The sequence below is a fragment of the Trueperella sp. LYQ143 genome (assembly GCF_046599595.1).
GTDB lineage: Bacteria > Actinomycetota > Actinomycetes > Actinomycetales > Actinomycetaceae > Trueperella.
Genome location: NZ_JBKIWR010000013.1, coordinates 44551 through 69539, shown reverse-complemented (window position 1 = coordinate 69539; position 24989 = coordinate 44551). Strand labels below are relative to the sequence as shown.

The following is a 24989-nucleotide window of genomic DNA, read 5'->3' as shown; positions in this document are numbered from 1 at the left end:
GTATTGTTTAACGCAAGGCCCGATTGACCGCCGAGATAATTGCTTTGAATGACGCAGTCATCGTGGAAGGGTCAATTCCAACTCCCCATACGACCTGATTAGCCACTTCACATTCAACGTAGGAAACCGCCGTTGCGTCGCCGCCCTCTGCTAAGGCATGTTCCGCATAATCGCGCACATCCACGTCGATGCCAATGGTGCCCAAGGCGCTAGTGAAGGCATCAATCGGACCATTACCTGTGGCGGCAATAGTGCGATCCACAGCAGATCCATCGGCGTTTCGTTCCGTGAGGGTGACCGTCAATACCGTGTGATGCCCCTCATCATGGGTGGTCGCCGTTGTTCCGCGCAAGACATAACGCCCCCAAGGGCTCAATCCAGTTGCTGCAGTGTAGGGCAAGTATTCATCAGCAAAAATACGCCACAGCTCTTCCGCTGTCACTTCCCCACCTTGAGTATCGGTATGGCGTTGCACCAAAGAAGACACCTCAACCTGCAGGCGACGCGGCAACTCCAGATGACGGGTGGATGACAAGAGATAGGCGACGCCTCCCTTACCCGATTGCGAGTTGACCCGCACAATTGCTTCATAGGTACGCCCGACGTCTTTCGGATCAATCGGCAAATACGGGACCTCCCACACTACTGCCGATTCGTCCCCACCGGCGGCGGCCACATTCCGCGCTCGGGCCGTGAATCCCTTTTTAATAGCGTCCTGGTGGGAACCAGAAAAGGAGGTGTAGACCAGATCTCCGCCGTAGGGCCATCGAGCCGGCACCGCCATTCCGGTACATTTCTCCACCGTCGTTCGGATCTCATCCAGATGGCGCAAATCAAGCTGCGGATCAATACCAGAGGAAAACAAATTGAGCGCAACCGTCAATAGATCGACGTTCCCGGTTCGCTCCCCTTGGCCAAATAGGCAGCCTTCCACCCGATCAATACCAGCGAGCATAGCTAACTCTGTGGTGGCCACGCCCGTCCCGCGATCATTGTGATTATGTGCAGAGAGCACAATATATTCGCGCCGAGATAGGTTGCGCGACATCCATTCGATCTGATCGGCATAGACGTTTGGTGTACAACGTTCAACAGTGGTGGGCAGATTCAAAATCATTTCCCGATCCGGCCCTGGCTCCCACACGTCCATTACGGATTCGCACACCTCAAGCGCAAAATCGAGCTCCGTATCAACAAAAACTTCCGGCGAGTATTCAAAACCGACGATTTCCTCGTCAAAGCATTTCTCCATATAGGAGATCACATCTTGAGCGCCGCTGACAGCAAGCTGGCGAATCGTTTCCCGATCTGCCTGAAAGACAACATTTCGAAAGACGGGCGCCGTCGCGTTATACAGATGGACCGTGGCACGCGGCAACCCGCGCAAAGCATCGACCGTGCGATGAATAATATCGGAACGGGATTGCGTAAGCACCGAGATCGTCACATCATCAGGAACCGCATCGTCTGCCACGAGCGAGCGAACGAAATCGTAATCCGCCTTAGAGGCCGCAGGAAATCCGACCTCGATCTCTTTTAATCCCAGCTCAACGAGCAGATCAAACATTGCGCGCTTTTGTGCTGGCTGCATGGGGTCAATAAGCGCCTGATTACCGTCACGCAGATCTGTGGATAGCCACCGTGGCGCACGGGTGATCCGGTTGTTTGGCCAGGTTCGATCCGGGAGCGATACAGGATTGACATCCAAAAAATGCCGGTACTTCGCTATAGGCATTGGGGAGGCGCACTGCCGCGATCCGATTCCTTGTGTTTTCACGTCTTCATCTTCCTATCCACTACGATCCAACGACACATTAGCCGACGCCGACGAAGCGAACCCGCGGGGAGGGTGTCAGCTATGGGCCTCACCGCGGCAGCTAAGGATCTGAAGATAGCGCGTCATAGGTTTTAGGCTAGCTTATCTCTGCGCCGTCATGGGATAGCGTCCACACATCGAACATGGCGAACAGCCCGTTGCGAATCCTGATTTTCTTCTTTTTCTTTCGCACCCGCCGAGCACTGCCCAACGATACTCGGCATCTTATTCTCGCACGTATCCAACCGTGCGCTCTCCTGCCCGCAAACGCGCACAAAGTTTTCGCCTAACACGCAGTACCTATTGACGCGCCTCGCCCCAATAAACATGTAAAGAGGCTATCGGACACGCGCTAGAGGCTCCGAGGCGATTACAGGCCGATATATCTGCCAATATCACCTAGAAGCCTAACCGGCCCAATAGTTTAGGATCGCGCTGCCATTCCTTCGCCACTTTGACGTAAATATCCAGATAAACTGGCTGACCGAGCAACTGTGCAATATTTTTACGAGCGCTACGCCCAACCTGCTTCAGGCGCGATCCGCCCTTACCAATCACAATACCTTTTTGCGAAGATCGCTCCACATACAGCAATGCGCGAACGACCACCCGCCCGTGAGGATATTTCTCGGTTGGCTCTTCATACAGCATTTCGTCAACCACAACGGCGATCGAATGTGGGAGTTCTTCGCGTACCCCGACGAGGGCAGCTTCCCGAATAAGCTCTGCGATTCGTTCTTCGGTGGATTCATCAGTGATGGTATCACGCGGATATAACGGCGGGCTGAGCGGCATATGCGAGATCAACACCTCAACGAGATCGTCAATCTGCACACCACGCACCGCACTGACCGGAACAATATCAGCAAAGGTAGCTAGCTGGGTAAGCTCAATGATTTTATCGCCAATCGCGCTGTGGGCGACTTTATCCGTCTTTGTAATAGCGGCAATTATTGGGGCGCGCGTCTTCGCAATGAGTTCCAGCAAAAAGCGATCACCTGGACCGATTTTTTCATCTGCCGGAAAGCACATGACAACAGCGTCCACATCGCTGAGAGCTTCACCGACCATATCGTTAAGACGTTCCCCGAGTAAGGTACGCGGGCGATGTAAACCTGGGGTGTCAATAATGACGACCTGCCCGCCAGGGCGCTGAATAAGCCCACGGATAGCTCGGCGAGTTGTTTCCGGCTGGTCAGCAGTAATGGCGATCTTCGTTCCCACTGCCGCGTTCGTCAACGTGGATTTTCCCGCGTTAGGCCGACCCACAATCGCCACAAAACCCGCCCGAAAATCCTCAGGAGCAGCAAACGGATCCAGTGTTTCCTCAGCAGTTACCTCATTATTCACGTTCCGTATCGTCCTCTCGTGAATGTCGGCGCACGATAATAGTCGCCAAACGTTTGCGTCGTCCTTCAAAACGTTCCGCTGACATCTCCAAGCCACTCACATCCGCATGTGAGCCGCTAATAGGGATTCGACCTAGCGCCTTTGCAAACAACCCACCCGCAGTATCAACGTCATTATCGTCGATTTCCATATCATATAGATCAGCCAGCTCATCAAGCGGCATTCGCGCAGGGATCCGATAGACCCCCGGTTCAATCTCATCGACTTCCGGAAGCGCCCGATCATGCTCATCTACCATCTCGCCGACCAGTTCTTCCAGCACGTCCTCAATCGTGACTAACCCGGCAATCCCGCCGTACTCATCCACCGCAAAGGCAATGTGGTTGGAATTTGCCTGCATGAACTCTAAAAGGTTGTCGGCCAACATTGTCTCGGGAACAAACTGTGGCTCACGCATAATATCTGCCACCGTCACGCCCTCAGTATCCGTCCGGCGATGAATCCGACGAATAGCGTCCTTGAGATAAACAACGCCAAGCAGATCGTCACTTGATTCACCAATGACGGGAATACGTGAATATCCGGAACGGCTAAATAGCGAAATCGCCTTATCTAGCGGCTGATCGGCAGCAATGCTAATCATATCCGTGCGCGGCACCATCACCTCGCGCACAATCGTCTCTGATAGCTCAAATACGGACTGCAACATAGAGCGCTCGTCGTCGTCAAGCGCGTCAGATTCCGACACGCGCTCCACCATGACTTTCAACTCGTCCTCATGCAGATTTTCCCGCTCTTCTTCATCATCGGGTTCGCTGTGTTCAACAAATAGTGAGCCAATACGGGTGAGCATCCAGACCATGCGACCCGATAGCCGCAAGGTCCGCACCGGATGTTTGGAACCGATATGAGCTGGAAGAACAAGCGCGATGGTAACGAGAATAGCAATCGTCAGCCCAATAGCCAGTGGCCAAACAAGCCATGCCCGATGGATATAGTCTGAAATCAAGACCAATACTCCAGTACCGAGGATGACGATACACAGCGTTCGCAATACCGAAACTGCTGCATACGCAGCCGCCCGCCGCTCATAAATCCGAGCCAAATAACGCCCCGCCATCCCTAGATCAACGGCATGACGAACCCGTGGCCGCGTAATAGCATTTAATGCCTGCAAAATTAGTGCCGTTATTTCCGTCCCGACGAGGGCCAGTACCGTCACACAAATAACAAGGGCAAGGGGAGCTTCTGATTCAATCATTCATCATCCACCGTTGGAGCAATATCATCGATATCGCCAGAGCCTTCCGGACGCGGTTTACGCGCTAAGAAGGTCAGCAATAATCGGCGCTGTAAGTCAAACATCTGAGTCTTTTCCTCCTCTTCAACGTGGTCATACCCCAGGAGGTGCAAAATCCCGTGCGTAACGAGTAGCAGGATCTCTTCCATCGTGGCATGGCCAGAGCGCACGGCCTGACGGGCAGCCACCGCTGGGCATACCGCAATATCTCCGAGCATACCGGGCTTAGGATCCATCCCAATGGGAGTAGGGCGTAGCTCATCCATTGGGAAAGAGAGCACATCCGTCGGACCAGGCAAATCCATCCACTGCATGTGCAGATCCGCCATTGTTTCCTCGTCAACTAACAAGATGCATAAATCCGCCTGCGGGTGAATCCGCATCTCTGCAAGCACCCAGCTCGCCAGCTCAGAGACTTCGCGAACCTCGACTGCTGGCTCAAAGCCTGATTCGTCGTTGACTTCAATCATGACTACTCCTGTGCCTCGTAGCGCGCGTACGCATCAATAATGTCAGCAACTAAGCGATGCCGAACAACATCAGCCGAACCGAGCTCCACAAAAGAAATATCATCCACATCGCGCAAGATATGCCGAATCAACCGCAAGCCTGACGTGGCAGAACGAGGCAGATCAACCTGTGTTAGATCCCCAGTGACAATCATCTTCGACTGATAGCCCAAACGAGTCAGAAACATTTTTAGCTGCTCAGGCGTCGTATTTTGGGCTTCATCCAAAATAATAAAAGCATTGTTGAGTGTTCGACCCCGCATGTATGCCAAAGGGGCCACCTCAATCGTGCCGGCCGCAAGTAGCTTGAGGATCATATCGGGGTCAACCATGTCGTACAGCGCGTCATACAACGGGCGCATGTACGGATCAACCTTGTCGGTTAACGATCCGGGCAAATATCCGAGAGATTCCCCTGCTTCCACGACCGGACGAGTCAGGATAATCCGGGAAACTTCTTGACGTTGTAACGCGACAACTGCTTTAGCCATCGCCAAATAAGTTTTACCCGTACCAGCCGGACCAATTCCAAAGACAATCGTATTGGTATCGATTGCATCCACATATGCCTTTTGACCGAGCGTTTTCGGGCGAATCGTTTTTCCACGGTTCGTCACAATATCAGCGCTGAGTAAATCCGTCGGGCGGGCCAAACCAGAACGCACAATCGTCAATGCCCGTTCTACCGCATCGACAGTTAAATGCTCCCCCGCACCGGCAACCGCGACGAGTTCGCTGATGAGATCGGCAGCAACATCCAGATCTGCACCCTCACCCGTAAGCGTAATCTCTCGCCCGCGCACGTGAATATCGGTGGGAGCAAGCCCTTTCTCTAAAGCCCGAAGCACCTCATCGCGGTGCCCCAGCAAGTTAATCATCGGAATACGATCAGGAACAGTTAACGTCGTTTGCATCACGCTAAGCCTATCGAACTTGTGCCCGCAACACAGCGCATGCCCACGCGCCAGCCGTTGCCGATCGCAGGACGTGTTCCCCAAGCAAGACGCACTGAGCACCCGAATCCATCAGCACTGCACATTCATCGTCACTGATTCCCCCTTCGGGGCCAATAATGAGAACAATGTGCTCAGCAGCGCGATCTATCACTGACGTTAAATGCTCACAGGCTGACTCGTGGCACACATAGATGGCCGTATCGGAGGATTGCGCACGAATATCGGCAATCCAGCGAGCCAGCTCTTTACTCGTCATCACCGGATCAACATGAGGGAGGTAAGAACGCCTGGACTGTTTCGCTGCTGCTTGCGCAATAGCCTGCCAACGTTCCTGCCCTTTTATCGCTTTGCTCCCCTTCCATTGCACAATGGAGCGCATTGCAGCCCAAGGGCGGAACGCATCAGCGCCAAATTCCGTACACATCTGTACTGCCTGCTCGTCACGCCCACCTTTGGCAAGGGCTTGTACCACAGTGATCTTCGGGCTATGAGCCGTATCCTGCCGGTATTCGAGCACCACTCCGCTCACTTCATGCGGCGCAACCGCGCTTACCTGAAGGGTCAGACGGCCCCCATCCCCATCCACAACGTCAATCTCTTCCCCACTGCGAGTTCTTCGGACGGTTGCCGCATGATGTGCCTCCGCACCCGTGAGCGTGTAGGTATGACCGGGCGAACACACCGGCAGGTTCGGATCGAGATATACCGGGCGGGTCATCGACCAGTGAAGCGGTCCTTCAACCGCGCAAAGACGGACTGCGGCTCGCTGACCAAACCGCCCACATCATCAGTGTGTTCACCGCGCAATTCCGCCAGCTCGTTCAGCAATTCGCGTTGGCGAGCGTCCAGCTTATCCGGCGTACGCACCTGAATATGTACTTGTAGATCACCACGGGTAGAGCGGTGTAGCTTGCCGACTCCGTATCCGCGGATAGTTTCCACAGAACCAGACTGCGTCCCTGCAGCGATATGCAGTTGTGTCGGTCCGTCCAAGGTGTCGATTGTTAAACTCGTGCCCAAAGCCGCCGCACTCATGGGGATCTCACACAAGCAGCGCAGATCATCTCCAACCCGTGTGAATACTGGATCTTTGTGTACGCGAACCTCAGCAAAGAGATCGCCGGCCGGACCACCAGCTAATCCGGCATCACCGCGTCCAGGCAAGCGAATCCGCATACCGTCTTCCACTCCCGCAGGCACCGAGACGCTCAGCGACTGGGTGGCTCGAATACGACCCTCACCCGAACATTCGGAACACGGGGTGACGATGACCGTCCCGTAGCCTTGACACCGCCCACAGGTGCTCTGTGCGAGCACCTCCCCGATAATCGAGTGGGTAACCCGAGAGACGCTACCCGTTCCCCCGCAATCTGTGCAGGGTACGGGCTGGGTGCCAGGCTCCGTCATCTGCCCGTGACAGGTTGGGCATTCCACAATCCCCTCGTGTGTGAGGGTCTTTTTTGCGCCGAATACCACGTCGCGAAGCTCTAATTCCAAGACGACGAGCGCATCCGAACCGCGACGGGTGCGGGAAACTGGACCGCGCGCTGAACTCCCCCCGAAAAAGGTCTGGAAAATATCCTGGTACGAGCCGAATCCTCCGCCTGCGAATCCGCCACCGGCAAAACCGTGCCCGTCTATCGCTTCTTCCCCACCGAGATCGTAGCGTTGCCGTTTTTCCTCATCTGATAGCACCTGGTAGGCGCGATTGACCTCTTTGAAGAGTTCAGCAGACTCGGCACCGGCCTCATCAGGGTGAAGCTCGCGCGCCTTCTTCCGGTAGGCTTTTTTGATTTCCGCTTGCGTCGCATTGCGCGACACCCCAAGAATCTCGTAAAAATCTGCCACGTCGTCCCTATCAGATCAGTTCTTCGTTCTCGTTTTCTTCGTCATCATATTTTGTGCCAGCGCTGTGCATTCCCGCCGCGCAACGCCCACTGTTACAGCTATTGTTCCCCCGTGCTGCGCGGTTATCCGTCAGTTAATGCATGGGATAGGTAGGTTGCCACGGCATATACCGAGGACATTGTTGCCGGATAATCCATGCGCGTCGGGCCAATTATGCCTAACCGAGCAACTGTTTGGTTATCTGCTCCGACGTAATCGGTAGACACAACAGAAGTCTGCGCAAAGACATCCGATTCGTTCTCGTGACCAATGCCCACATGCAATCCCGCATGTTTATGTGCCAACATGCGCAAGAGGATTACGTGTTCTTCGATAGCGTCGAGGATCGGGAAAATCGTATGCTCAAAATCTTCCTTATTTCGCGTGAGGTTCGCCGTGCCAGCCACGATCACGCGATCTTCTGATTCGGCCTGCATCGCCTGCTCTATATGCCATCCGATGATCTGTGCTTCTTCACGTAATGCCGGATTTACCCGAGCATAGGCTCGATCGAGTCCGGCGTGTAGCTCCGTGCCGGAAAGATTCGTTAATTCTTCGTTGAAGGCCTGACGCAATGCGGTAATATCCGCTTCACATAGCCGTGCTGTTGTCGTCACTAACCGCTGTTCGATGCGGCCAGTATCAGTAATGATTGCCACCAAAATTCGCCGTTCATGCAGGTGCACAATCTCGATATGGCGCAAAGCCGCTCGTTGCAAAGCTGGGTATTGCACTACCGCCATTTGATCGGTGATTGAGGCCAACAGCCGAACTGCCCGCGCGATGACGTCATCGAGGTCAACAGCTTGGGATAACATTCGCTCAATGGCAGCGCGTTCGGCTCGGGATAAGGGTTTGATCTCCGATAGCGAATCCACAAAATGCCGGTATCCCGCGTCGGTCGGCACTCGCCCAGCCGATGTGTGAGGCTGAACGATCAGGCCTTCTTCTTCCAAGGCCGCCATATCGTTGCGGATTGTTGCTGGTGAAACGCCCACGTTATAGTGTTCCACTACCCGACGAGAGCCAACTGGTTCGCCAGTTTTCACATAATCTTCGACAATCGCGTTGAGCACTAATTGCCGGCGTTCGTTCGACATGCGTGCTCCTTTCGCTTTGTGCCGACGGTATATCTCCTGCTGGGTATGCCAGTTATGCTCGCGATTTTCGCGCTCGCTTGCCATGCAGCTCACTATCAACCACAACGCGCCGCTGACATATCGAGCCACCTGTATTACCAGCGTTATCTCAGCTTGCACCACAGCGGTCACTGTTTATCTGCGATAGCACTCGCCCTACCCGAGTGCCAATTCTACGCGGCGTCCCCCAATAATCCCAATATCACAGTTACGCTATTGGCTATGCCTCATACCTCGTCTTATTCTGATCGCTACGGCAATGACGTTTTAGCCCGCGATTCTGGCCAGCCGCTTTCCACGCATCTTCCGGCAGAAGTCGGCATGGTTGTCGAAGATGCGACGACGGGTTACGTCGGCGAGGTGATGGCCGTGCGCAAAGTGAGTGGTCAGTGGCTTGTCGAATTGGAAGATCGCACATTGCGCCGAAAATCATTCCCTCTCGGTGCGGGTTTCCTCATTGAAGGCCATCCCGTCATCCTTGATCCTCCGCCTACACAGCCTGTTTCTGCCCCAGCGCGCATGGTCACTGCCTCAGGATCTTTTCACGTCGAATTCGATGCCCGCGTAGCGCAACCCTCTCGAATCTGGGTAGAGGGAAAACATGACGCAGATCTGGTCAGTTACATTTGGGGAACGGATTTAGCCTATGAGGGAATCATGATTGAGGAACTCTTTGGCGCAGATAATCTCCCCGCTATTATGGACGTCTTTCAGCCCAGTTGGAATCGCAGGGCCGGCATCATGCTTGACCACATGGTCACTGGCTCCAAAGAGGATCGTATCGCCCGCCAAGTCAGCAATCGTTCTGGCGTTCTCGTCCTGGGGCATCCATACGTCGATATTTGGCATGCGATTAAACCGCAACGCCTAGGGCTACAGGCCTGGCCTGATGTTCCTCGCACCGAAGATTTTAAGCTCGGAACATTACGGCGTATCGGCTGGCCCTGTGAGGATGCAGAAGATGTTGGTATGGCTTGGGCCAGGATGAAGGAAGCTGTACGAGATTACCGCGATCTCGAACCGGCCTTTCTTGGGCGGATGGAAGAACTCATTGATTTCGTAACGGATCCGTCACTAGGTCACGGCGCAGCTTCGTAGCTGGAGAAGCCTCACCACGAACCGTCACTACCTTTTCTTTTTCTCCTCTCCCTCGCGTTCTTTTCCCTCCCTTGCAGAAAAGGCATTCATCCGTTATCTGGCGTGTAATGACGCCTCGGCAGTTATGTATCCGCATTGGGTGAGCTCACTTACTACCATTTAGCATCAGTTCTGACGCATAATCACAACGGCGCAGCGCTATTTTCCTTTGAGGTGCAAACCGTTTCCCTTTTGGTGAGTATTGGTTTTCGATACCGACGAAATTCTCGTGCTGATCCCCCATGCACGGCAGCATGCGCACACAAGAAACTCGACAGCCGCCCAGATATGTGTCGGGTATTAAGGTATGTCAAGAAAACTGTGGGCACGTAAAACCGGAATGTTCTGCCCTATATGGCACCGGCACATCAGATACCGACCGACATATCGCAGCTCAGACACACTTGAGTACGTGCCGCGGCACTGCCCTCAGAGGCGCAACTGCCATCGCCTTCCACTGCACACCTTGTTAGCCCGCATGCCTGCCAGACCACGCAGATAATGCCCCCGCAATTGAGGCGGAATACGCCCACGAGAAACCTCAGCACCGCAGAACCGGATAAGATATGACCATGCCCGCCAGGGCGATCAACGTCGATCTTCAAGGAGCGCGAAATATGTCATCGCTATTCGATATTGCTGGTAAAACAGCATTCGTTACAGGTTCTTCCCGCGGTTTAGGCCGTGCCTTAGCCATCGGGTTAGCACAACACGGAGCGAATCTCATTGTGCATGGTCGCGATCGCGAAGCCCTATCTGAGGTGAAACAGGAAATCGAGGCATACGGCGTCAAAGCCGAGATCGTCAGTTTCGATGTGACAGATAAAGATGCTGTGCGTGCTGGCGTGGCAGAGCTCATTTCCTCTTACGGAGTGCCCGATATTTTAGTAAATAATGCGGGCGTCCAGCGGCGTGCGCCATTTAATGAATTCGATCCCCACGATTGGGATGACGTTATTGCCACCAATTTGACCTCCGTGTTCTACGTTTCTCAACAAATTTCCCGAGCGATGGCTGAGCGCGGCTCGGGAAAAATCATCAATATCGGGTCGGTACAATCCATGTTGGCCCGTCAGACCATCGCCCCATACTCCGCTTCAAAAGGCGGTATTGCCATGTTGACCCGAGGAATGGCCGCAGACCTTGCGCGATTCAATATCCAGGTCAACTGCATCTCCCCCGGATATTTCGCCACAGAAATGAACCGCAACCTCTGGGAAGATCCCGATTTTAATGCGTGGTGCGTCAACCGCACCCCCGCCCAGCGGTGGGGCAAGTTTGACGAACTCGTCGGCACATTAATCTACCTTGCCTCAGATGCCTCAAGCTTTGTTTCTGGTCAAAATATCTTCGTCGATGGCGGCATGACCTCCGTCGTCTAACGCGCAATTTCTTTTAGGAAAGGACTCTCATGCGAGCATTTGTCATTCAGGGCGCGCAAGACGCTCAGGTTACCGATGTCCCCACCCCCACTCCCGCCGAGGGGAAGGTTCTCGTGCGGGTAGCTTATGTGGGAATTTGTGGTTCAGATCTGCATTACTACTTCGAGGGCGCAAATGGCGATTTTACTGTGCGCGAGCCATTTATCCCTGGTCACGAATTGTCAGGCACTATCGCTGCCGATCCCTCCGGGCGCTATCCGGTAGGCACTCCGGTTACCGTTCATCCAGCCCGCTTCGGCACCGAAGATCCCCGCTACGGACGCCACCTGTGGAATAACGGCTCATACCTTGGTTCGGCGTCAACATGGCCACATACCCAGGGTGCAATGAGCGATTACCTGCTCGTGGAGGATTTCATGATTCGCGAGCTGCCTGCAGATACATCTCTGCGCACTGCAGCTCTTGCCGAACCCTTAGCCGTAGGATTGCATGGCATTGCCATTGCCGGTGGGGTTGATGGCAAGAAAGTCCTCGTCTCTGGATCAGGGCCCATTGGACTGTTAGCAGTTGCCGGTGCCAAAGAAAGTGGTGCCGGTGAGGTATGGGCGACGGATCTGCGTTCTGGCCCGTTACAGCGAGCGGAACGCCTGGGTGCAGATCGCACTGTTAATGTCGCGCAGGAAGAGCTCCCTGCTGATTATTTCGATGTCGTCTTAGAATGTACTGGCATTCCGTCAGCCCTCAACAGTTGTATTCCTGCCCTATGCAAGGCTGGTGTCATCGGTCAAATTGGCATGTTCTCTGCCGGAGATAAGCCAATTAATATGTCGGCAATGCTCTCCAAAGAGGCACAAATCCGCGGCGCGTTCCGATTTGATGACGAGATTGATCGAGCTATTGAGATTCTTGCTGGCCCGGCCGGCGATCACATTCGTGACGCTGTCGTCACCCACACTATTGACATCGCCGACGCAGTCAGCGCCTTCCATATCGCCAAAGATTCCGAACAGTCCGGTAAAGTCCTCGTTGATTTGACGGGAGCAACCGAACAGTAAACAGCGCTGCACTTACCGTTGCTGTAGCGAGCATACGGGCACATTAACTACATACCCGCTATGAGGGGGTCTGCTAGCAGACCCCCTCATCTCATATCGCTACGGCATGCCAGCCGTGCCGATTTCAATTAGGAACGTCGGACTTCTTCTCGTCCGTCCTGTGCCCACAGCGTATGGAATACTCCGGAATCATCCACACGCCGGTACGTATGAGCCCCGAAGAAGTCACGCTGCCCTTGAATTAAGGAGGTAGATAAGGTGGGCGTGCGCAAGGCCTGCAAATAATGCCAGGTTGAGGATAACACCGGCATAGGCACGGCGACGTCCACAGCATGTGTTAATACCCGCTGCCAGGATTCCATCCCCTGCGTCAGTGCTCGCGTAAAATGCGGAGCAACGACAAGCGTATGTAACTGGGGATTATCCCGATATGCCTGCGCCACATCATCAAGGAACGCAGCTCGGATAATACATCCGGCTCGCCAGATCTCGGCAACACGCGCAATATCAATATGCCATCCGTAGGTTTGCGCTGCTGCACGAATGACATCAATGCCTTGCGCATACGCCACAATCTTGGCCGCCAACATAGCCCGACGTACATCGTCAACGAGCGCCTGGTGATCCGTTACTGGCTGATCTGATGGCTGCCCCAGAGCATTTTGAACAGCCTGACGGTGATCGATATTCCCAGAAATCATCCGCGCAAAGGTTGCATCGCAAATACCTGTTGCCGGCACTCCCAGCTCGATAGCCTGCTGTGAGGTCCACGCCCCCGTTCCCTTTTGCCCCGCCTGATCGCAGACAATATCCACAAAAGCTTTGCCGGTGCGCTCATCTGTGTGCTGGAGGATCTGGGCGGTAATATCCACCAGATATGACGACAACTCCCCGTCATTCCACTGCTCAAAGACCTGACCAATCTGCGCCGGTTCCATACCCGCGCTGCGCAGCAAGGCGTAGGATTCCGCAATAATCTGCATATCGGCATATTCGATTCCGTTGTGGACCATCTTGACGAAATGCCCGGCCCCATCAGAACCAACATGTGCGCAACACGGAGAACCATCGGGGGCTTGTGCTGCGATAGCCGTCAGCATTGGTTCAAGGCGACGATAGGCTTCCTCCGAGCCGCCAACCATTAACGACGGACCATGTAGCGCGCCCTCTTCGCCCCCGGAGGTGCCGCACCCGACGAAATGCATACCGATTTCTCGCAACCGCGCTTCACGTCGGCGCGTATCGGCAAAGAACGAATTGCCGTGGTCGATGATAATATCGCCTCGGTCAAAGACACTGGATAACTGGTCAATTACCAGATCCGTAACCGCTCCTGCGGTCACCATCAAGGCCGCGACTCGTGGGGTCTTAAGCACAGCAGCTAGTTCGTTTTCGGAGAACGTCGGAACAAAGTGCCCCTCATCGCAGTACTTTTCCATAAAGGCCTGCGTCACGTCGTGTTCAACGTTATATACGGCAACCGTCAGCCCATGACGCGCAAAGTTACGAGCTAGCGAGGTCCCCATCACTCCTAACCCGTAGACAGCAATATCGGCTACTGGTTCAATATCACGCGCCGGCTCACGCGTCGGCTCCTCCTCATTACCTAAGGGCAAGGTATTCATGATCTCGGTGGCAATCTCCGATGGAGTCGGACCAATATCAATGACATAGCCGTCTTCATTATCTGCCAGCGGTTCTAAGGTGGCTAGCTGTGAATCTAGCAAAGCTGGCGGCATAAAGTGATCAGTTCGCGCTGCCATTCGCTGAGCTAGTAGTTCACGCGGTCCGTCAAGATGTACGAACATCACATGGGCGTGAGCTTGACGCAAAATATCGCGGTAGGAACGCTTGAGCGCGGAACAGGTGATGATAGCCGGTTCGCCGGCTGCTGCTCGTTCATTCATCCATTCGCGCAGACATTCCAGCCAGGGCCAGCGGTCTTCATCAGTCAGGGGTGTACCTGAGGCCATCTTTTCGACATTTGCTTGCGGGTGAAAGTCATCCGCTTCAGCGATCTGCCATCCGAGCCGGTCCGATAGAATACCGGCCACTGTCGTCTTTCCCGAGCCACATACACCCATCAGCACGATGTGCTGAACCGAGGTATCCATGTTTCGTCCTTTCATCTGGCCTTATCAGGCCGCAAATACGTCAAAAGTGTCGGCGTGTAACGGGGCGTGTGCGCCCTAGATGTGCCCCAGATGCGCCGACGTTATGACGTCGGCGCATCCAGTGGCGTGATTGAGCCGAGATAATCCTCCCACTCTGGCTCGGTCACGCCACTGGGCCTACTCGGGGTGCGGCGCGCCAATTATCGCCGCACCCCGAGAGTGCGTTACGCGAAGATGTAGACAATAGAAACGAGCGCGAAACCGAGCAGTGATTCGATCGCTTGCTGTGAGGTCCACACCTTCAGCGTGGTCTTGACGTCCATGCCCATCAAGCGCCCCACGAGCCAGAAGCCTGAATCGTTGACGTGGGAGGCAAAGACTGAGCCAGCGGAGGCTGCCAAAACGATACAGACCACCCCTAAGGTGGACATATTGGCTGCCGCTACCGCATCTGCCATAAGAGCTGTTGAGGTTAGCAGGGCAACCGTGGCTGAGCCTTGGGCCAATCGCAGTGCAACGGAGACGAGATAGGTTGCCAGCAGCAGTGGGATACCAAGGTGTTTCATCGTCTCTGACAGCGCGTCGCCGATACCCGAGGTGCGCAGTACACCACCGAACATGCCACCAGCGCCGGTAATCAAGATAACTGAGCACACTGGCCCAAGTGCTGAATCCATGACGGCTTCGATCTTGCCGCGGTCGCGGGCAACGAATGAGCCGAGGGTCAAAATGGCGACGAGTACGGACAGGAGCAGCGCGATTGGGGTCTGGCCGATTTGCAGTAGTCCTCGAACGATAGAGGAGTTCGCTTCCATCGTGTGCTTCACAGGATCAACCTCATGACCAGCAATAACACCGGATTGCACCATCATGTTCAGGCCCGTGTTAAAGAATACGAGCAGTGCCGGCAGGACGAGCATGGCGATGACGAGCCCGACGCTTGGCAGACGCGATGGGAGCTCTTTATCAGACATCGTTCCAAAGAGCTTAGGCATTTCAACATTGCATCGTTTGGCGATGTAGCGCCCCCACAACACGCCGGAGACGTAGAAGGTCGGGATGGCCACGATCAGGCCGACGAGCATAATCAGACCCATATTTGCGCCGATGAGGGCGCCAGCACCAACTGGACCGGGGTGCGGTGGAACGAAAATATGCATGACGGAGAAGGCTGCTGCTGCCGGGATGGCGTACACCAAGATATTTCCCTTCAGGCGCTGACCAACAGCGAAGATCACTGGCAGCATGACGATGAGGCCGGCATCGAAGAAGATGGGGAAGCCCATCAAGAGCGAGGCAATTCCCAAGGCGATCGGGGCACGATGTTCACCGAAGGCTCGCACCATAGCGTCAGCAAGAACTTTTGCTCCTCCGGAGGCTTCGACGAGTTTTCCGAGCATGGCACCTAAACCGACGAGGAGCGCAACCGATCCAAGAGTTGAGGAGAATCCGCTAGTTAGCGTCGGAAGTAAGTCATTCGCGGGAATACCGGCCGCAATCGCCGTCACGAGGCTAACCACGATAAGAGTCAAGAACGCGTGCAGTTTTAGCACAATAACCGCAAGCAGGATAACAGCAATTGCGACAGCCGCAATACCGAGGAGCGGTCCCGCCCCTAAGGTCTGCTCCCACTTATCTTTTTCCATGAAAATAGTAGGCATCTCTGATCTCCATTGACAGAAATTTGTGTATCGTTCCGCCGCCACTCAGCTTTGAGCCCGTCGGGTTGCACTCACTCTACTTAATGGTATGACGATTTGCAAGCATTAAAATGCAGATTAAACATGTTAAGTCTGCACCGTCTTTCTTATTAATGCTCCCAAATACGATTTACGTGACGCACGTTACTTAATCTGAGTGCGTCAGGAGAATATACTCCCTCGTCATCACGGCCTTTTCTCATTTCCTTTCCCGAAACGCAGGGCCTCTTAAACAACTCCCCATCACACACCGCAACATGCGCTCAACATGCAAGAAGTCCGATGACCACAGCCATCGGACTTCTTACCTATGCCTCTACCAGCACCCCTTATTCCAGGAGCAGGTAGGTAGCAGACATTAACCGCCGCTATACAGAGACGGCATGAAACACAATTCAGCGCTTACGATTGCGCAACACCAGTAACGCCACGCCACCTGCTACCAGAACTATTGCAGCAACGACGATAGCTCCCACCTGAGCACCCGTATGCGGCATCGCACTCGGCGGAGTCGGCTTAACCTCAGTAGCCGGAACACTCGGTTTACTCGGCGTACTTGGCGGATTTACCGGCTGCGGATTTGGCGCCGGTGTCGGCTCCGGCTTCGGAGATGGCTCAGGATTCGGCTTCTCCGCCGGCACATATCCAACACCAAAAGCATAAGCCGCTAAGGCACCATCCGCCTTGGGCACATCCACCGGCAGCTTGCCTAACGGGGCAACCTTGCCAGTAATAACATCGAAAATACCCTCATGATTTGGCACTTGATTGCCGTAGCTCGCCAACACCGCGGTATTCGCACACGAGACATAAGCCACGTCATAAGGCGTATTCGTTGCCACAAAGATCATGCGCACGCCCGTCTGCTGCAAAGCTGCAATCTCTTTCTTCTGAGCCGCAGAAGCACTCGCTTTCCAGCCGGTATAGACGATAACGTCCGCATCCTTTGCCGCCTGCACATGCGCGGCGATCTCCGCATCCGTCGGATCCTTATCAGCGATCTGCATGAAATTCGTCTTGCTATATCCGCCGTCTTTCAGGAGCTTGTCCAAGAACTCAGGATTAGCCCAGCTCGAACCCACAACCAAAATACGATCGCTCTGCTTTACCGGCACAACCGCCTGGGTATTATCCGCACCATTACACACCTGGGTGATCGAGCCATCAGAAATACTGCGCGCAACAGCCAAAGAATCAGCGGTGCGAACCGTACCAGGAATCTTCGCTAAATCTGCCGGAGCATACGAATCGAGCAGACCGCGCTTTTCCTTCCAGGTCAAGATATGACGAACCGCGTCATCCAACCGCGACATCGGCAACGACCCATCTTCCACGGCCGCTTTCATCGCCTTAATTACTGCTGGGACGTCGTAAGTGTTGAGAATAATGTCAGATCCAGCATTCATTGCCGTTACCGCAACACGACCAGAAATCTCATGATTCTTCGCATGATACTTATCCATCAACGTGGGATCTTGATCGGCAGCCGGCTTCTTCGCCTCTTCCTTCATCTTCGCCCACTCAGCCTGCTCTTCCGGCGTCATAACCGCCAACCAAGCGCCCTCCATGTCGATCGCGTCCGTCGTGACAACGCCCTTGAAGCCCATCTCACCTCGCAGTAGATCAGTGAGAACCTTCTTCGACAACGTACCTGGCATATTAGGATCAATGGCATCAACAATGACGTGCGCCGTCATCACCATATCCACGCCAGCATCAATGGACGCCTGGAACGGCTTTAAGTGCTTATTCAAAGTCGCCCGATCGTAGGTCACCTTCGGCAACCCGAGATGTGAATCCGTGACGGTATCCCCATGACCAGGGAAATGCTTCACAGTAGCAGAAACCCCCTGCGACTGCATACCCGTCACCTGGGCAACCCCCAAACGAGCCACCACATCGGGATCAGAGCTCATCGAACGAATCCCAATCACCGGATTCGCAGGATTCGTATTCACATCAACATCCGGCGCGAAATCAACATTCACCCCGACTGCCTTGAGCTCCTTGCCGAGGATCTCCCCCTGCTTATAGGCCAGCTCCTCTGAACGAGTCGCACCGAGAGCCATATTGCCCGCAAAATCTGTACCCGAATAGCGCATACGAGCGACGATGCCGCCCTCTTGATCAATCGTGATACCTAACGGGATCTTCTTTGCAGTGCGCAGCGATGCGGCCTGCAGATCATTCGATAACGTCGCCAGCTTCGATAGATCTGCCGGACTTCCAATATTGCGCGACCAGTTGAAATACAAGATTCCACCTAAGGAATACTTCTCCACTGCTTGCGCACCCGTCTTCACATCAGGACCAAAAACTCCCTGATTTGCCTCGATATCCTTAGGATCTGTGGTATTTGCGCTATCGCCGTAAACATGGGTCCAGATCGTTTGCCCGATCTTTTCGTCTAAAGTCATAGACGCCAGCAATGCCTCAACCCGAGCACTTGCCACGCCGGTTGGAGCTGCACCCGCCGTATCATCAGCAAAAGCCGGACCACTCAGCGCCGCACCCCCTAAGGCCAATACCGCAGTTGTGACCATGGCAAAACCACGGCGCATCGTTGATCGTTTCATACAGTCCTCCTCGCTGAGATGTATGAGATTATTATTGGTAAATACGCCCACATTCAGGGCTTTTGCCAGTGAGCCAGCATATTTATCATACCAAGAATGACGTCGAGGCAGGGGCATATCTGCCGTCCAATTAGCACAGCACCTACGACCCTGCTGAGATACGCACAAACCAGGTACACTGAACAGATATGAGCAGTCCTGATTCTCGTTACATTGCCATCACGCACGTCATCGGCCCGCGGATCGTACACGGCGAGCTAGCCGACGGTGACGCCATAACATTGGCCGATATCGAACAAGAATTTAGCTGCTCTCGCACGGTAGCCCGCGAAGTCCAACGTCACCTAGAAGCCTGCGGTCTGGTCAGCGCACAACGCCGCGTCGGATTAACTGTTCGCCCTCGAGACGAATGGAACGTCTTTCATCCTGACGTTATCCATTGGCGCCTCCACGGGCCAGATCGCAACCGGCAGCTCGAATCCCTCACAGACCTTCGGCTCGCCATCGAACCACGAGCTGCATTCCTCGCCGCCCGCTTTGCCACCCGAGAACAACGCACTGAGATCCTGCGCGCCGGTATGCGAGTAGTGGAACTCGGCGCCGTCAGTTCCGGAGCAGAATTCATGGAAGCTGACGTCTATTTTCACCAGCTCATTTTGAAATACTCCGGCAACGAGATGTTTAGCGTCCTATCGCCCGTTATCGAATCCATCCTCACCTGGCGAACACAACTTGGTTATATGCCGCCGCAGCCTAAGCCGCGAGCAATGGAAGATCACCGAACTGCCGCATTAGCTATTTACCGTGGAAAACCCCGAGAAGCCGCCGCCGCTATGCACGATTTGGTTGATGAGGTTCAAGAAGCCTTTGAGCACCTCATCACCGAACCCGATCTCAACCACGACGCTCCATATCTGCCAGACACGTCTTCGCAAGCAGTAGATACCGAGGAGTAACACCACAACTGCCTAGGAATTCACCGCCTAGAGCCGGTGCCACCACCGAGGCAATATTCCCACTGGGATTCCTCCTTGCGAAATGGCGTATCCATTAGGACGTACCCGTATCACGTAACCGCCCCTACCGAATACGTATTCCCGTTAGCTTGCACGTATTACATAGCACGCGAGCCACGTTACTGGCAGTTTGTTTAGGTAACGCCGCGCTAGCGCCACATATCCGACGGGAGTACCGCCACGATTTCAGCCAACTGTTCAGTTAACGCCGCAATGCTATCTGCCGAATCTTTGCGCGCACCTCGGATGAAATACGTTATCCGTGCGCCATCCAAATGCACTGCCATCAGCTCGTCAATCCGAGCAAAAAAGGCCAACATATCCGACGTAATCTCTGCGCGCGTATCGCCAGCCTCACTCACCGTCTCTACGCCTCCGTCCGCGGCAAAGCGAAGCAACGTCTGCGGATATTCCAGCTCTGCCCCGTCAGAACGCTGTGAAACGCTGACGCTCACCAAAGTAAAGGTGCCTAACGGCGGGGCAATAATCGTCGCGCAGCGCCACGGAACTGCGGCACGACGTGCACTCGTCACCGCATTAATTGCCGGCAAATCCACTGGAATTGGCCATATCGTCGGCGCAGACTGAGTATTAGTGACGAACTGTGCAGCGTTATCAACTGTTGCTCGCACATTCCAGCCATTGCGCCGCATCTGCGCTCTTTCCCGCGAGGATTCATCCCACTGCCCCTTCGTATTCTTAGAGAACAACGCCGTACCGATGTAACACACCGGAATAGCTATAAGCAGCAGCAAAATGGCATATACCAGCAGATCTCGGTTCATCCTAATCCTCCCACAGAGCCGCTATCACTCTATCAGCTAGCAATCGGCCACGACGGGTAAGGCAAATACGCCCCTCGCGAGCCATCTTTGCCTCAATGAGTCCGTCAGTTATTAAATCCGCCAGCACATTATCGGGCACATGCTGCGGGCGGCCAATCCCCTCCCGCAGGCGAATTCCTAACATGATAGCTTCTTCTTCCCGTTCTCGCTGTGACAGCACTTCCCAATCCGCGATCGGAAAATTACTCGCCGCGAGCGCACGGCTATACGCCACCGGATGTTTGATATTCCAGGCGCGCACCCCAGAAATATGTGAATGTGCCCCTGGCCCGAATCCCCACCAATTCGCATTCGTCCAATAGGCGCGATTATGTTGCGATTCTTTACCAGGCAATGCCCAATTTGATACCTCATACCAGCGATACCCGGCCGCATTGAGTATCTCATCTGCGAGTTCATATTTATCCGCTAAGACATCAGGATCTGGTGCGCTGATCTGCCCACGACGTAACTGGGCACCCATTGCCGTTCCCGGCTCAATCGTCAGCCCATACGCCGAGATGTGCCCGGGCTGATAGCTTATAGCTGTTTCCAGCGAGATACGCCAATCCTCACGCGACTCCCCTGACGTCCCATAAATTAAATCGAGAGAATAATCCAAACCCGCCTGGCGCGCCCATCGCGTCACCTCAGCTACTTTCCCCGGTGTATGTTTACGATCCAATCGGGTCAAAACATGCTGACGAGCCGATTGCATGCCAAAGGATATTCGAGTAAAGCCACCTGCCGCCAAGGTATCAATATCTTCTTGGGTTACCGTCTCCGGATTTGCCTCTGTTGTCACCTCACCGCGAACCCCGCCAAAGCGTTCACACAGCGCCTGATATATGGCGACTAAGGTCGTTGCCGGCAAAATCGTCGGGGTCCCGCCTCCGAAAAACACTGTTGAAAGAGGCTGATCTAATCTCAGGTGTTGTGCCAGGAGATCCATTTCCGCCACAAGCCGTTGATCGAATACCGCAGCACTGGCGCCTGCCCCAAAATGAAGATTCGTATAGGTATTAAAGTCGCAGTACCCGCAACGGGCAGCACAAAATGGGATGTGAATATAGGCGGAAAGATTAGCTACCGGCGTCGCCGGCAGCTCAAGGCGATCCCACGATATACCCTGGGAGGTCTCAGCGGCAGGCACGGTTGATTCCTCGATTCACCGATGCGCGATATATGTGAGCGGCGCTACCCAGCCATATTACAAAGACGCCGTGCCTCATTCGCCGTCACTCACATGTTGCGCCACCACATGAATATCAAAAATTCGGCGCCCCGCTTCTAAACCGCGCTGCTCAAACCTCGTCATTACTCGCCCATCCCACCGCGGCGCAAAACCCCCGCGATAACGACCCTCATCTGCCGGATCGGGATTTTGGTCAGCATAGGGATTAACGAAGCCCGGAGCTTCTTCCACAACATCTCGCATATGCCAGGCGTAGTTAGACCAATCCGTTGCTAACCGCCACGATCCGCCCTCAGCAAGAACGTGATGGACGGTTCGAGCAAATTCTGGATTCACAATGCGCCGTTTATGATGCCGCTTCTTACGCCACGGATCCGGGAAGAAGGTCCACACCTGCGCAACCTGTGGGCGGAGTGCCCTTTGATGCGCACCGAATAATACGGGCAAGCCTTGCGCCGCATCTAGCTCCATCATGCGCACATTCGATACCCCAGCACGCACGATAGCACTGACGCATCGAGCCACCCCCGGCCCCCACGCCTCAAGCCCTAAGAAGTTCCACTCCGGATGCTGCTGTGCAGCACTGATGAGCTGTTCTCCCGATCCTGGGCCGACTTCAATAATCATGGGAGCTTGGGTACCGAACTGTGCTGAGAGGTCAATCTGTGCGTCGGGAGCAATCGCCGCAACCGCCGCCCCAGCCGGATAATCAATAACGAACTGTTCTCGATATTGCTCCATAAGATCTCGGTATTTATCTCCAAGCCGAGAACCACGACGTGAAAACGAGACAATCCGACCGTAGTGAATATTGCGACCAGTGATCGACTCACCATCTGCTGCCGAAATGACGTGCGAGTCATTTTCGCATCCGGACCCGCTATCCGATGTTACTTGTGAATCATCAGCACAATCCACAACAGGTAGAGCATCCTCAGAAGCCGCTTTCACTGCATCGGCGGATACGCCCACTGAGCTTGTGCTGTGGCGCACCTGCGCCTGATCCTGATTCTCACTGCTCATTTCGCCCTACTTTCGCGCTCTGCCTACCCAGCCGGCAACGACTTAGTTATTCCCAGCCATCCATGCACCTAGCTACCCGCTGAGCGTGTGCTACGCATTATCGGCTAGCTGTTATTTCTTCTTCGCCGTCGGCATATCCGAGGAGAGCGCCGCCACAAAGGCCTCCTGTGGAACGTCCACCCGACCAATCGACTTCATCCGCTTCTTTCCCTCTTTCTGCTTCTCCAATAGCTTGCGCTTACGGGTAATATCGCCGCCGTAACACTTCGCGAGCATATCTTTACGCAGGGCCTTGATCGTCTCACGCGCAATCACACGCGAACCGATAGCGGCCTGAACTGGAATTTCAAACTGCTGACGCGGAATGAGCCCCTTGAGTTTCGTCGTCATTTCTACGCCATAGTGGTACGCATTATCGCGATGCACAATGGCAGAAAAGGCATCCACTTGCTCATGGTTGAGAAGAATATCAACTTTAACCAAATCAGCCTCTTGCGAGCCTTCCTCTTTGTAATCCAGCGAGGCATAGCCTTTCGTCCGAGATTTCAACTGATCGAAGAAATCCGTCACGATCTCTGCCAACGGCAGACGATAACGCAGCTCTACCCGATCCTCAGACAGATAATCCATCCCCTGCAAGGCCCCTCGGCGTTGCTGGCACAGTTCCATCACCGCTCCGACGTAATCTGTTGGCGCCAGAATCGTCGCATTGACCATCGGCTCGTAGATCGCTCGGACTTTCCCTTCCGGGAATTCTGACGGGTTAGACACCACCAGCTCTTCCCCAGATTCGCTTACCACTCGGAAAACAACCGACGGCGCTGTGGCAATTAAATCTAGATCGAATTCACGTTGCAGCCGCTCAGTAATAATCTCCAAATGCAATAGCCCCAAGAAACCACACCGGAAACCGAAGCCTAAAGCGAGCGAATTCTCCGGCTCATACGTCAAAGCCGCATCGTTGAGCTTGAGTTTATCGAGAGCGTCACGCAGCGCCGGATAATCTGAACCATCAATCGGATAAAGGCCAGAAAACACCATCGGTTTCGGATCGCGATACCCAGCTAACGCAACCTTCGCCGGGACCTTCAAATCTGTAACCGTATCACCGACTCGCGACTGGCGAACGTCCTTCACGCCAGTAATCAAATATCCCACTTCACCAGCCGATAAACCCGCAGAGGGCCGTGGCTCCGGAGAAATAATGCCAATCTCTAATAACTCATGAGCCGCGCCGGTAGACATCATTTGTACGCGCTGACGAGGACTGAGCACACCGTCAACCACTCGCACGTAGGTCACTACGCCACGGTAGGAATCGTAGACCGAATCAAAAATCATGGCGCGAGCGCATCCACTCGGATCACCCGTCGGCGCCGGAATCTCCCGCACAATCCGATCGAGAAGCTGCTCGACTCCCTCGCCCGTCTTGCCGGATACCCGCAAACAATCTTCTGGCTCACAGCCAATCAAACTCGCCAGCTCGGCCGCAAATTTATCGGGATTGGCGGCCGGCAGATCAATCTTGTTGAGCACCGGAATAATCGTCAGATCGTTTTCTAAAGCCATATAGAGATTCGCTAGCGTCTGCGCTTCAATCCCCTGAGCCGCATCCACAAGAAGGATTGCCCCCTCACAGGCAGCCAGAGAGCGGGAGACTTCGTAAGCGAAATCCACATGCCCCGGAGTGTCAATCATATTTAGCGCGTATGCACTGCCCGCGACCGTCCACGGCATTCGGACGGCTTGCGATTTAATGGTGATACCGCGCTCGCGTTCAATATCCATTCGATCAAGATATTGGGCGCGCATATCACGTTCACTCACCACATTGGTCAGTTGTAACATGCGGTCAGCAAGCGTCGATTTGCCGTGGTCAATATGGGCAATAATGCAGAAGTTGCGGATACGATCCTGCGGCGTTGTAGCCGGTTGGATCTCTGCTAACTCGGTGGCGGTCGATACGGGCACGGAACTCCTTTTCACATAATCTGCATTAACGATACCAGC

Annotated in this window: 20 protein-coding genes; 4 read left to right on the top strand and 16 right to left on the bottom strand. The window is 54.3% G+C overall.

Annotated elements, in window-relative coordinates; all coding sequences use genetic code 11:
• Nucleotides 1–7 precede the first annotated feature (7 nt).
• The 9 genes from leuA to hrcA all read right to left on the bottom strand — a co-directional run bounded on the left by leuA (nucleotide 8) and on the right by hrcA (nucleotide 8918).
• Nucleotides 8–1735, bottom strand: coding sequence for a 2-isopropylmalate synthase (gene leuA, locus ACLHIL_RS06030; protein ID WP_411297090.1), 1728 nt, complete (start codon nucleotides 1733–1735; stop codon nucleotides 8–10).
• Between the two features lie 197 nt (nucleotides 1736–1932).
• Complete coding sequence (locus ACLHIL_RS06025) at nucleotides 1933–2145, bottom strand: hypothetical protein (protein WP_411297057.1); 213 nt, start codon at nucleotides 2143–2145, stop codon at nucleotides 1933–1935.
• A 70-nt stretch (nucleotides 2146–2215) separates the two neighbouring features.
• Nucleotides 2216–3166 (bottom strand): GTPase Era, encoded by a 951-nt coding sequence (era, locus tag ACLHIL_RS06020; protein ID WP_411297056.1) that lies wholly within the window; start codon nucleotides 3164–3166, stop codon nucleotides 2216–2218.
• Nucleotides 3159–4427, bottom strand: coding sequence for a hemolysin family protein (locus ACLHIL_RS06015; RefSeq protein ID WP_411297055.1), 1269 nt, complete (start codon nucleotides 4425–4427; stop codon nucleotides 3159–3161). The genes era and ACLHIL_RS06015 overlap by 8 nt, the downstream gene beginning before the upstream one ends.
• Nucleotides 4424–4936 carry an rRNA maturation RNase YbeY gene (gene ybeY, locus ACLHIL_RS06010; RefSeq protein WP_411297054.1) on the bottom strand — a complete coding sequence of 171 codons (513 nt, stop codon included), beginning with the start codon at nucleotides 4934–4936 and terminating at the stop codon, nucleotides 4424–4426. Before ybeY ends, ACLHIL_RS06015 begins: the two co-directional genes overlap by 4 nt.
• 2 nt (nucleotides 4937–4938) lie before the next feature.
• A complete protein-coding gene (locus ACLHIL_RS06005) occupies nucleotides 4939–5889 on the bottom strand; it encodes a PhoH family protein (protein ID WP_411297053.1) in 951 nt (316 codons plus the stop codon).
• Nucleotides 5890–5899: 10 nt separating this feature from the next.
• Nucleotides 5900–6649: a 16S rRNA (uracil(1498)-N(3))-methyltransferase gene (locus ACLHIL_RS06000; protein WP_411297052.1), complete on the bottom strand. Its 750-nt coding sequence runs from the start codon at nucleotides 6647–6649 to the stop codon at nucleotides 5900–5902.
• Entirely contained in the window at nucleotides 6646–7779 is a 1134-nt protein-coding gene (gene dnaJ / locus ACLHIL_RS05995; protein WP_411297051.1) for a molecular chaperone DnaJ, read from the bottom strand. The genes ACLHIL_RS06000 and dnaJ overlap by 4 nt, the downstream gene beginning before the upstream one ends.
• Nucleotides 7780–7901: 122 nt before the next feature.
• A complete protein-coding gene (hrcA, locus tag ACLHIL_RS05990) occupies nucleotides 7902–8918 on the bottom strand; it encodes a heat-inducible transcriptional repressor HrcA (RefSeq protein WP_411297050.1) in 1017 nt (338 codons plus the stop codon).
• Nucleotides 8919–8963: 45 nt separating this feature from the next.
• Between hrcA and ACLHIL_RS05985 the strand changes: the two genes are divergently transcribed.
• The 3 genes from ACLHIL_RS05985 (at nucleotide 8964) to ACLHIL_RS05975 (ending at nucleotide 12531) form a co-directional block, all read left to right on the top strand.
• Nucleotides 8964–10055, top strand: a complete 1092-nt coding sequence (locus tag ACLHIL_RS05985; RefSeq protein ID WP_411297049.1) for a DUF3097 family protein — start codon at nucleotides 8964–8966, stop codon at nucleotides 10053–10055.
• A gap of 656 nt (nucleotides 10056–10711) precedes the next feature.
• On the top strand, nucleotides 10712–11476 hold the full coding sequence (locus ACLHIL_RS05980; RefSeq protein WP_411297048.1) for a glucose 1-dehydrogenase: 765 nt from the start codon (nucleotides 10712–10714) through the stop codon (nucleotides 11474–11476).
• 29 nt (nucleotides 11477–11505) lie between these two features.
• Entirely contained in the window at nucleotides 11506–12531 is a 1026-nt protein-coding gene (locus ACLHIL_RS05975; protein ID WP_411297047.1) for an L-idonate 5-dehydrogenase, read from the top strand.
• 128 nt (nucleotides 12532–12659) lie between these two features.
• Here ACLHIL_RS05975 and gndA read toward each other — a convergent pair whose 3' ends face one another.
• The 3 genes from gndA to ACLHIL_RS05960 form a co-directional block, all read right to left on the bottom strand.
• Nucleotides 12660–14645, bottom strand: a complete 1986-nt coding sequence (gndA, locus tag ACLHIL_RS05970; RefSeq protein ID WP_411297046.1) for an NADP-dependent phosphogluconate dehydrogenase — start codon at nucleotides 14643–14645, stop codon at nucleotides 12660–12662.
• A gap of 224 nt (nucleotides 14646–14869) precedes the next feature.
• Complete coding sequence (locus ACLHIL_RS05965; protein ID WP_411297045.1) at nucleotides 14870–16306, bottom strand: GntP family permease; 1437 nt, start codon at nucleotides 16304–16306, stop codon at nucleotides 14870–14872.
• 434 nt (nucleotides 16307–16740) lie between these two features.
• Nucleotides 16741–18921 (bottom strand): glycoside hydrolase family 3 N-terminal domain-containing protein, encoded by a 2181-nt coding sequence (locus tag ACLHIL_RS05960; protein WP_411297044.1) that lies wholly within the window; start codon nucleotides 18919–18921, stop codon nucleotides 16741–16743.
• Nucleotides 18922–19109: 188 nt separating this feature from the next.
• Here ACLHIL_RS05960 and ACLHIL_RS05955 point away from each other — a divergent pair, with 188 nt between their 5' ends.
• Nucleotides 19110–19877, top strand: coding sequence for a FadR/GntR family transcriptional regulator (locus tag ACLHIL_RS05955; protein WP_411297043.1), 768 nt, complete (start codon nucleotides 19110–19112; stop codon nucleotides 19875–19877).
• 209 nt (nucleotides 19878–20086) lie between these two features.
• Here ACLHIL_RS05955 and ACLHIL_RS05950 read toward each other — a convergent pair whose 3' ends face one another.
• From ACLHIL_RS05950 to lepA, 4 genes are all read right to left on the bottom strand, one after another.
• A complete protein-coding gene (locus ACLHIL_RS05950; protein ID WP_411297042.1) occupies nucleotides 20087–20722 on the bottom strand; it encodes a hypothetical protein in 636 nt (211 codons plus the stop codon).
• A 1-nt stretch (nucleotide 20723) separates the two neighbouring features.
• Nucleotides 20724–21914, bottom strand: a complete 1191-nt coding sequence (hemW, locus tag ACLHIL_RS05945) for a radical SAM family heme chaperone HemW (RefSeq protein ID WP_411297041.1) — start codon at nucleotides 21912–21914, stop codon at nucleotides 20724–20726.
• A gap of 75 nt (nucleotides 21915–21989) precedes the next feature.
• Complete coding sequence (gene trmB / locus ACLHIL_RS05940; protein ID WP_411297040.1) at nucleotides 21990–22979, bottom strand: tRNA (guanosine(46)-N7)-methyltransferase TrmB; 990 nt, start codon at nucleotides 22977–22979, stop codon at nucleotides 21990–21992.
• A gap of 111 nt (nucleotides 22980–23090) precedes the next feature.
• Nucleotides 23091–24950 carry a translation elongation factor 4 gene (lepA, locus tag ACLHIL_RS05935; protein WP_411297039.1) on the bottom strand — a complete coding sequence of 620 codons (1860 nt, stop codon included), beginning with the start codon at nucleotides 24948–24950 and terminating at the stop codon, nucleotides 23091–23093.
• Nucleotides 24951–24989: the final 39 nt, after the last annotated feature.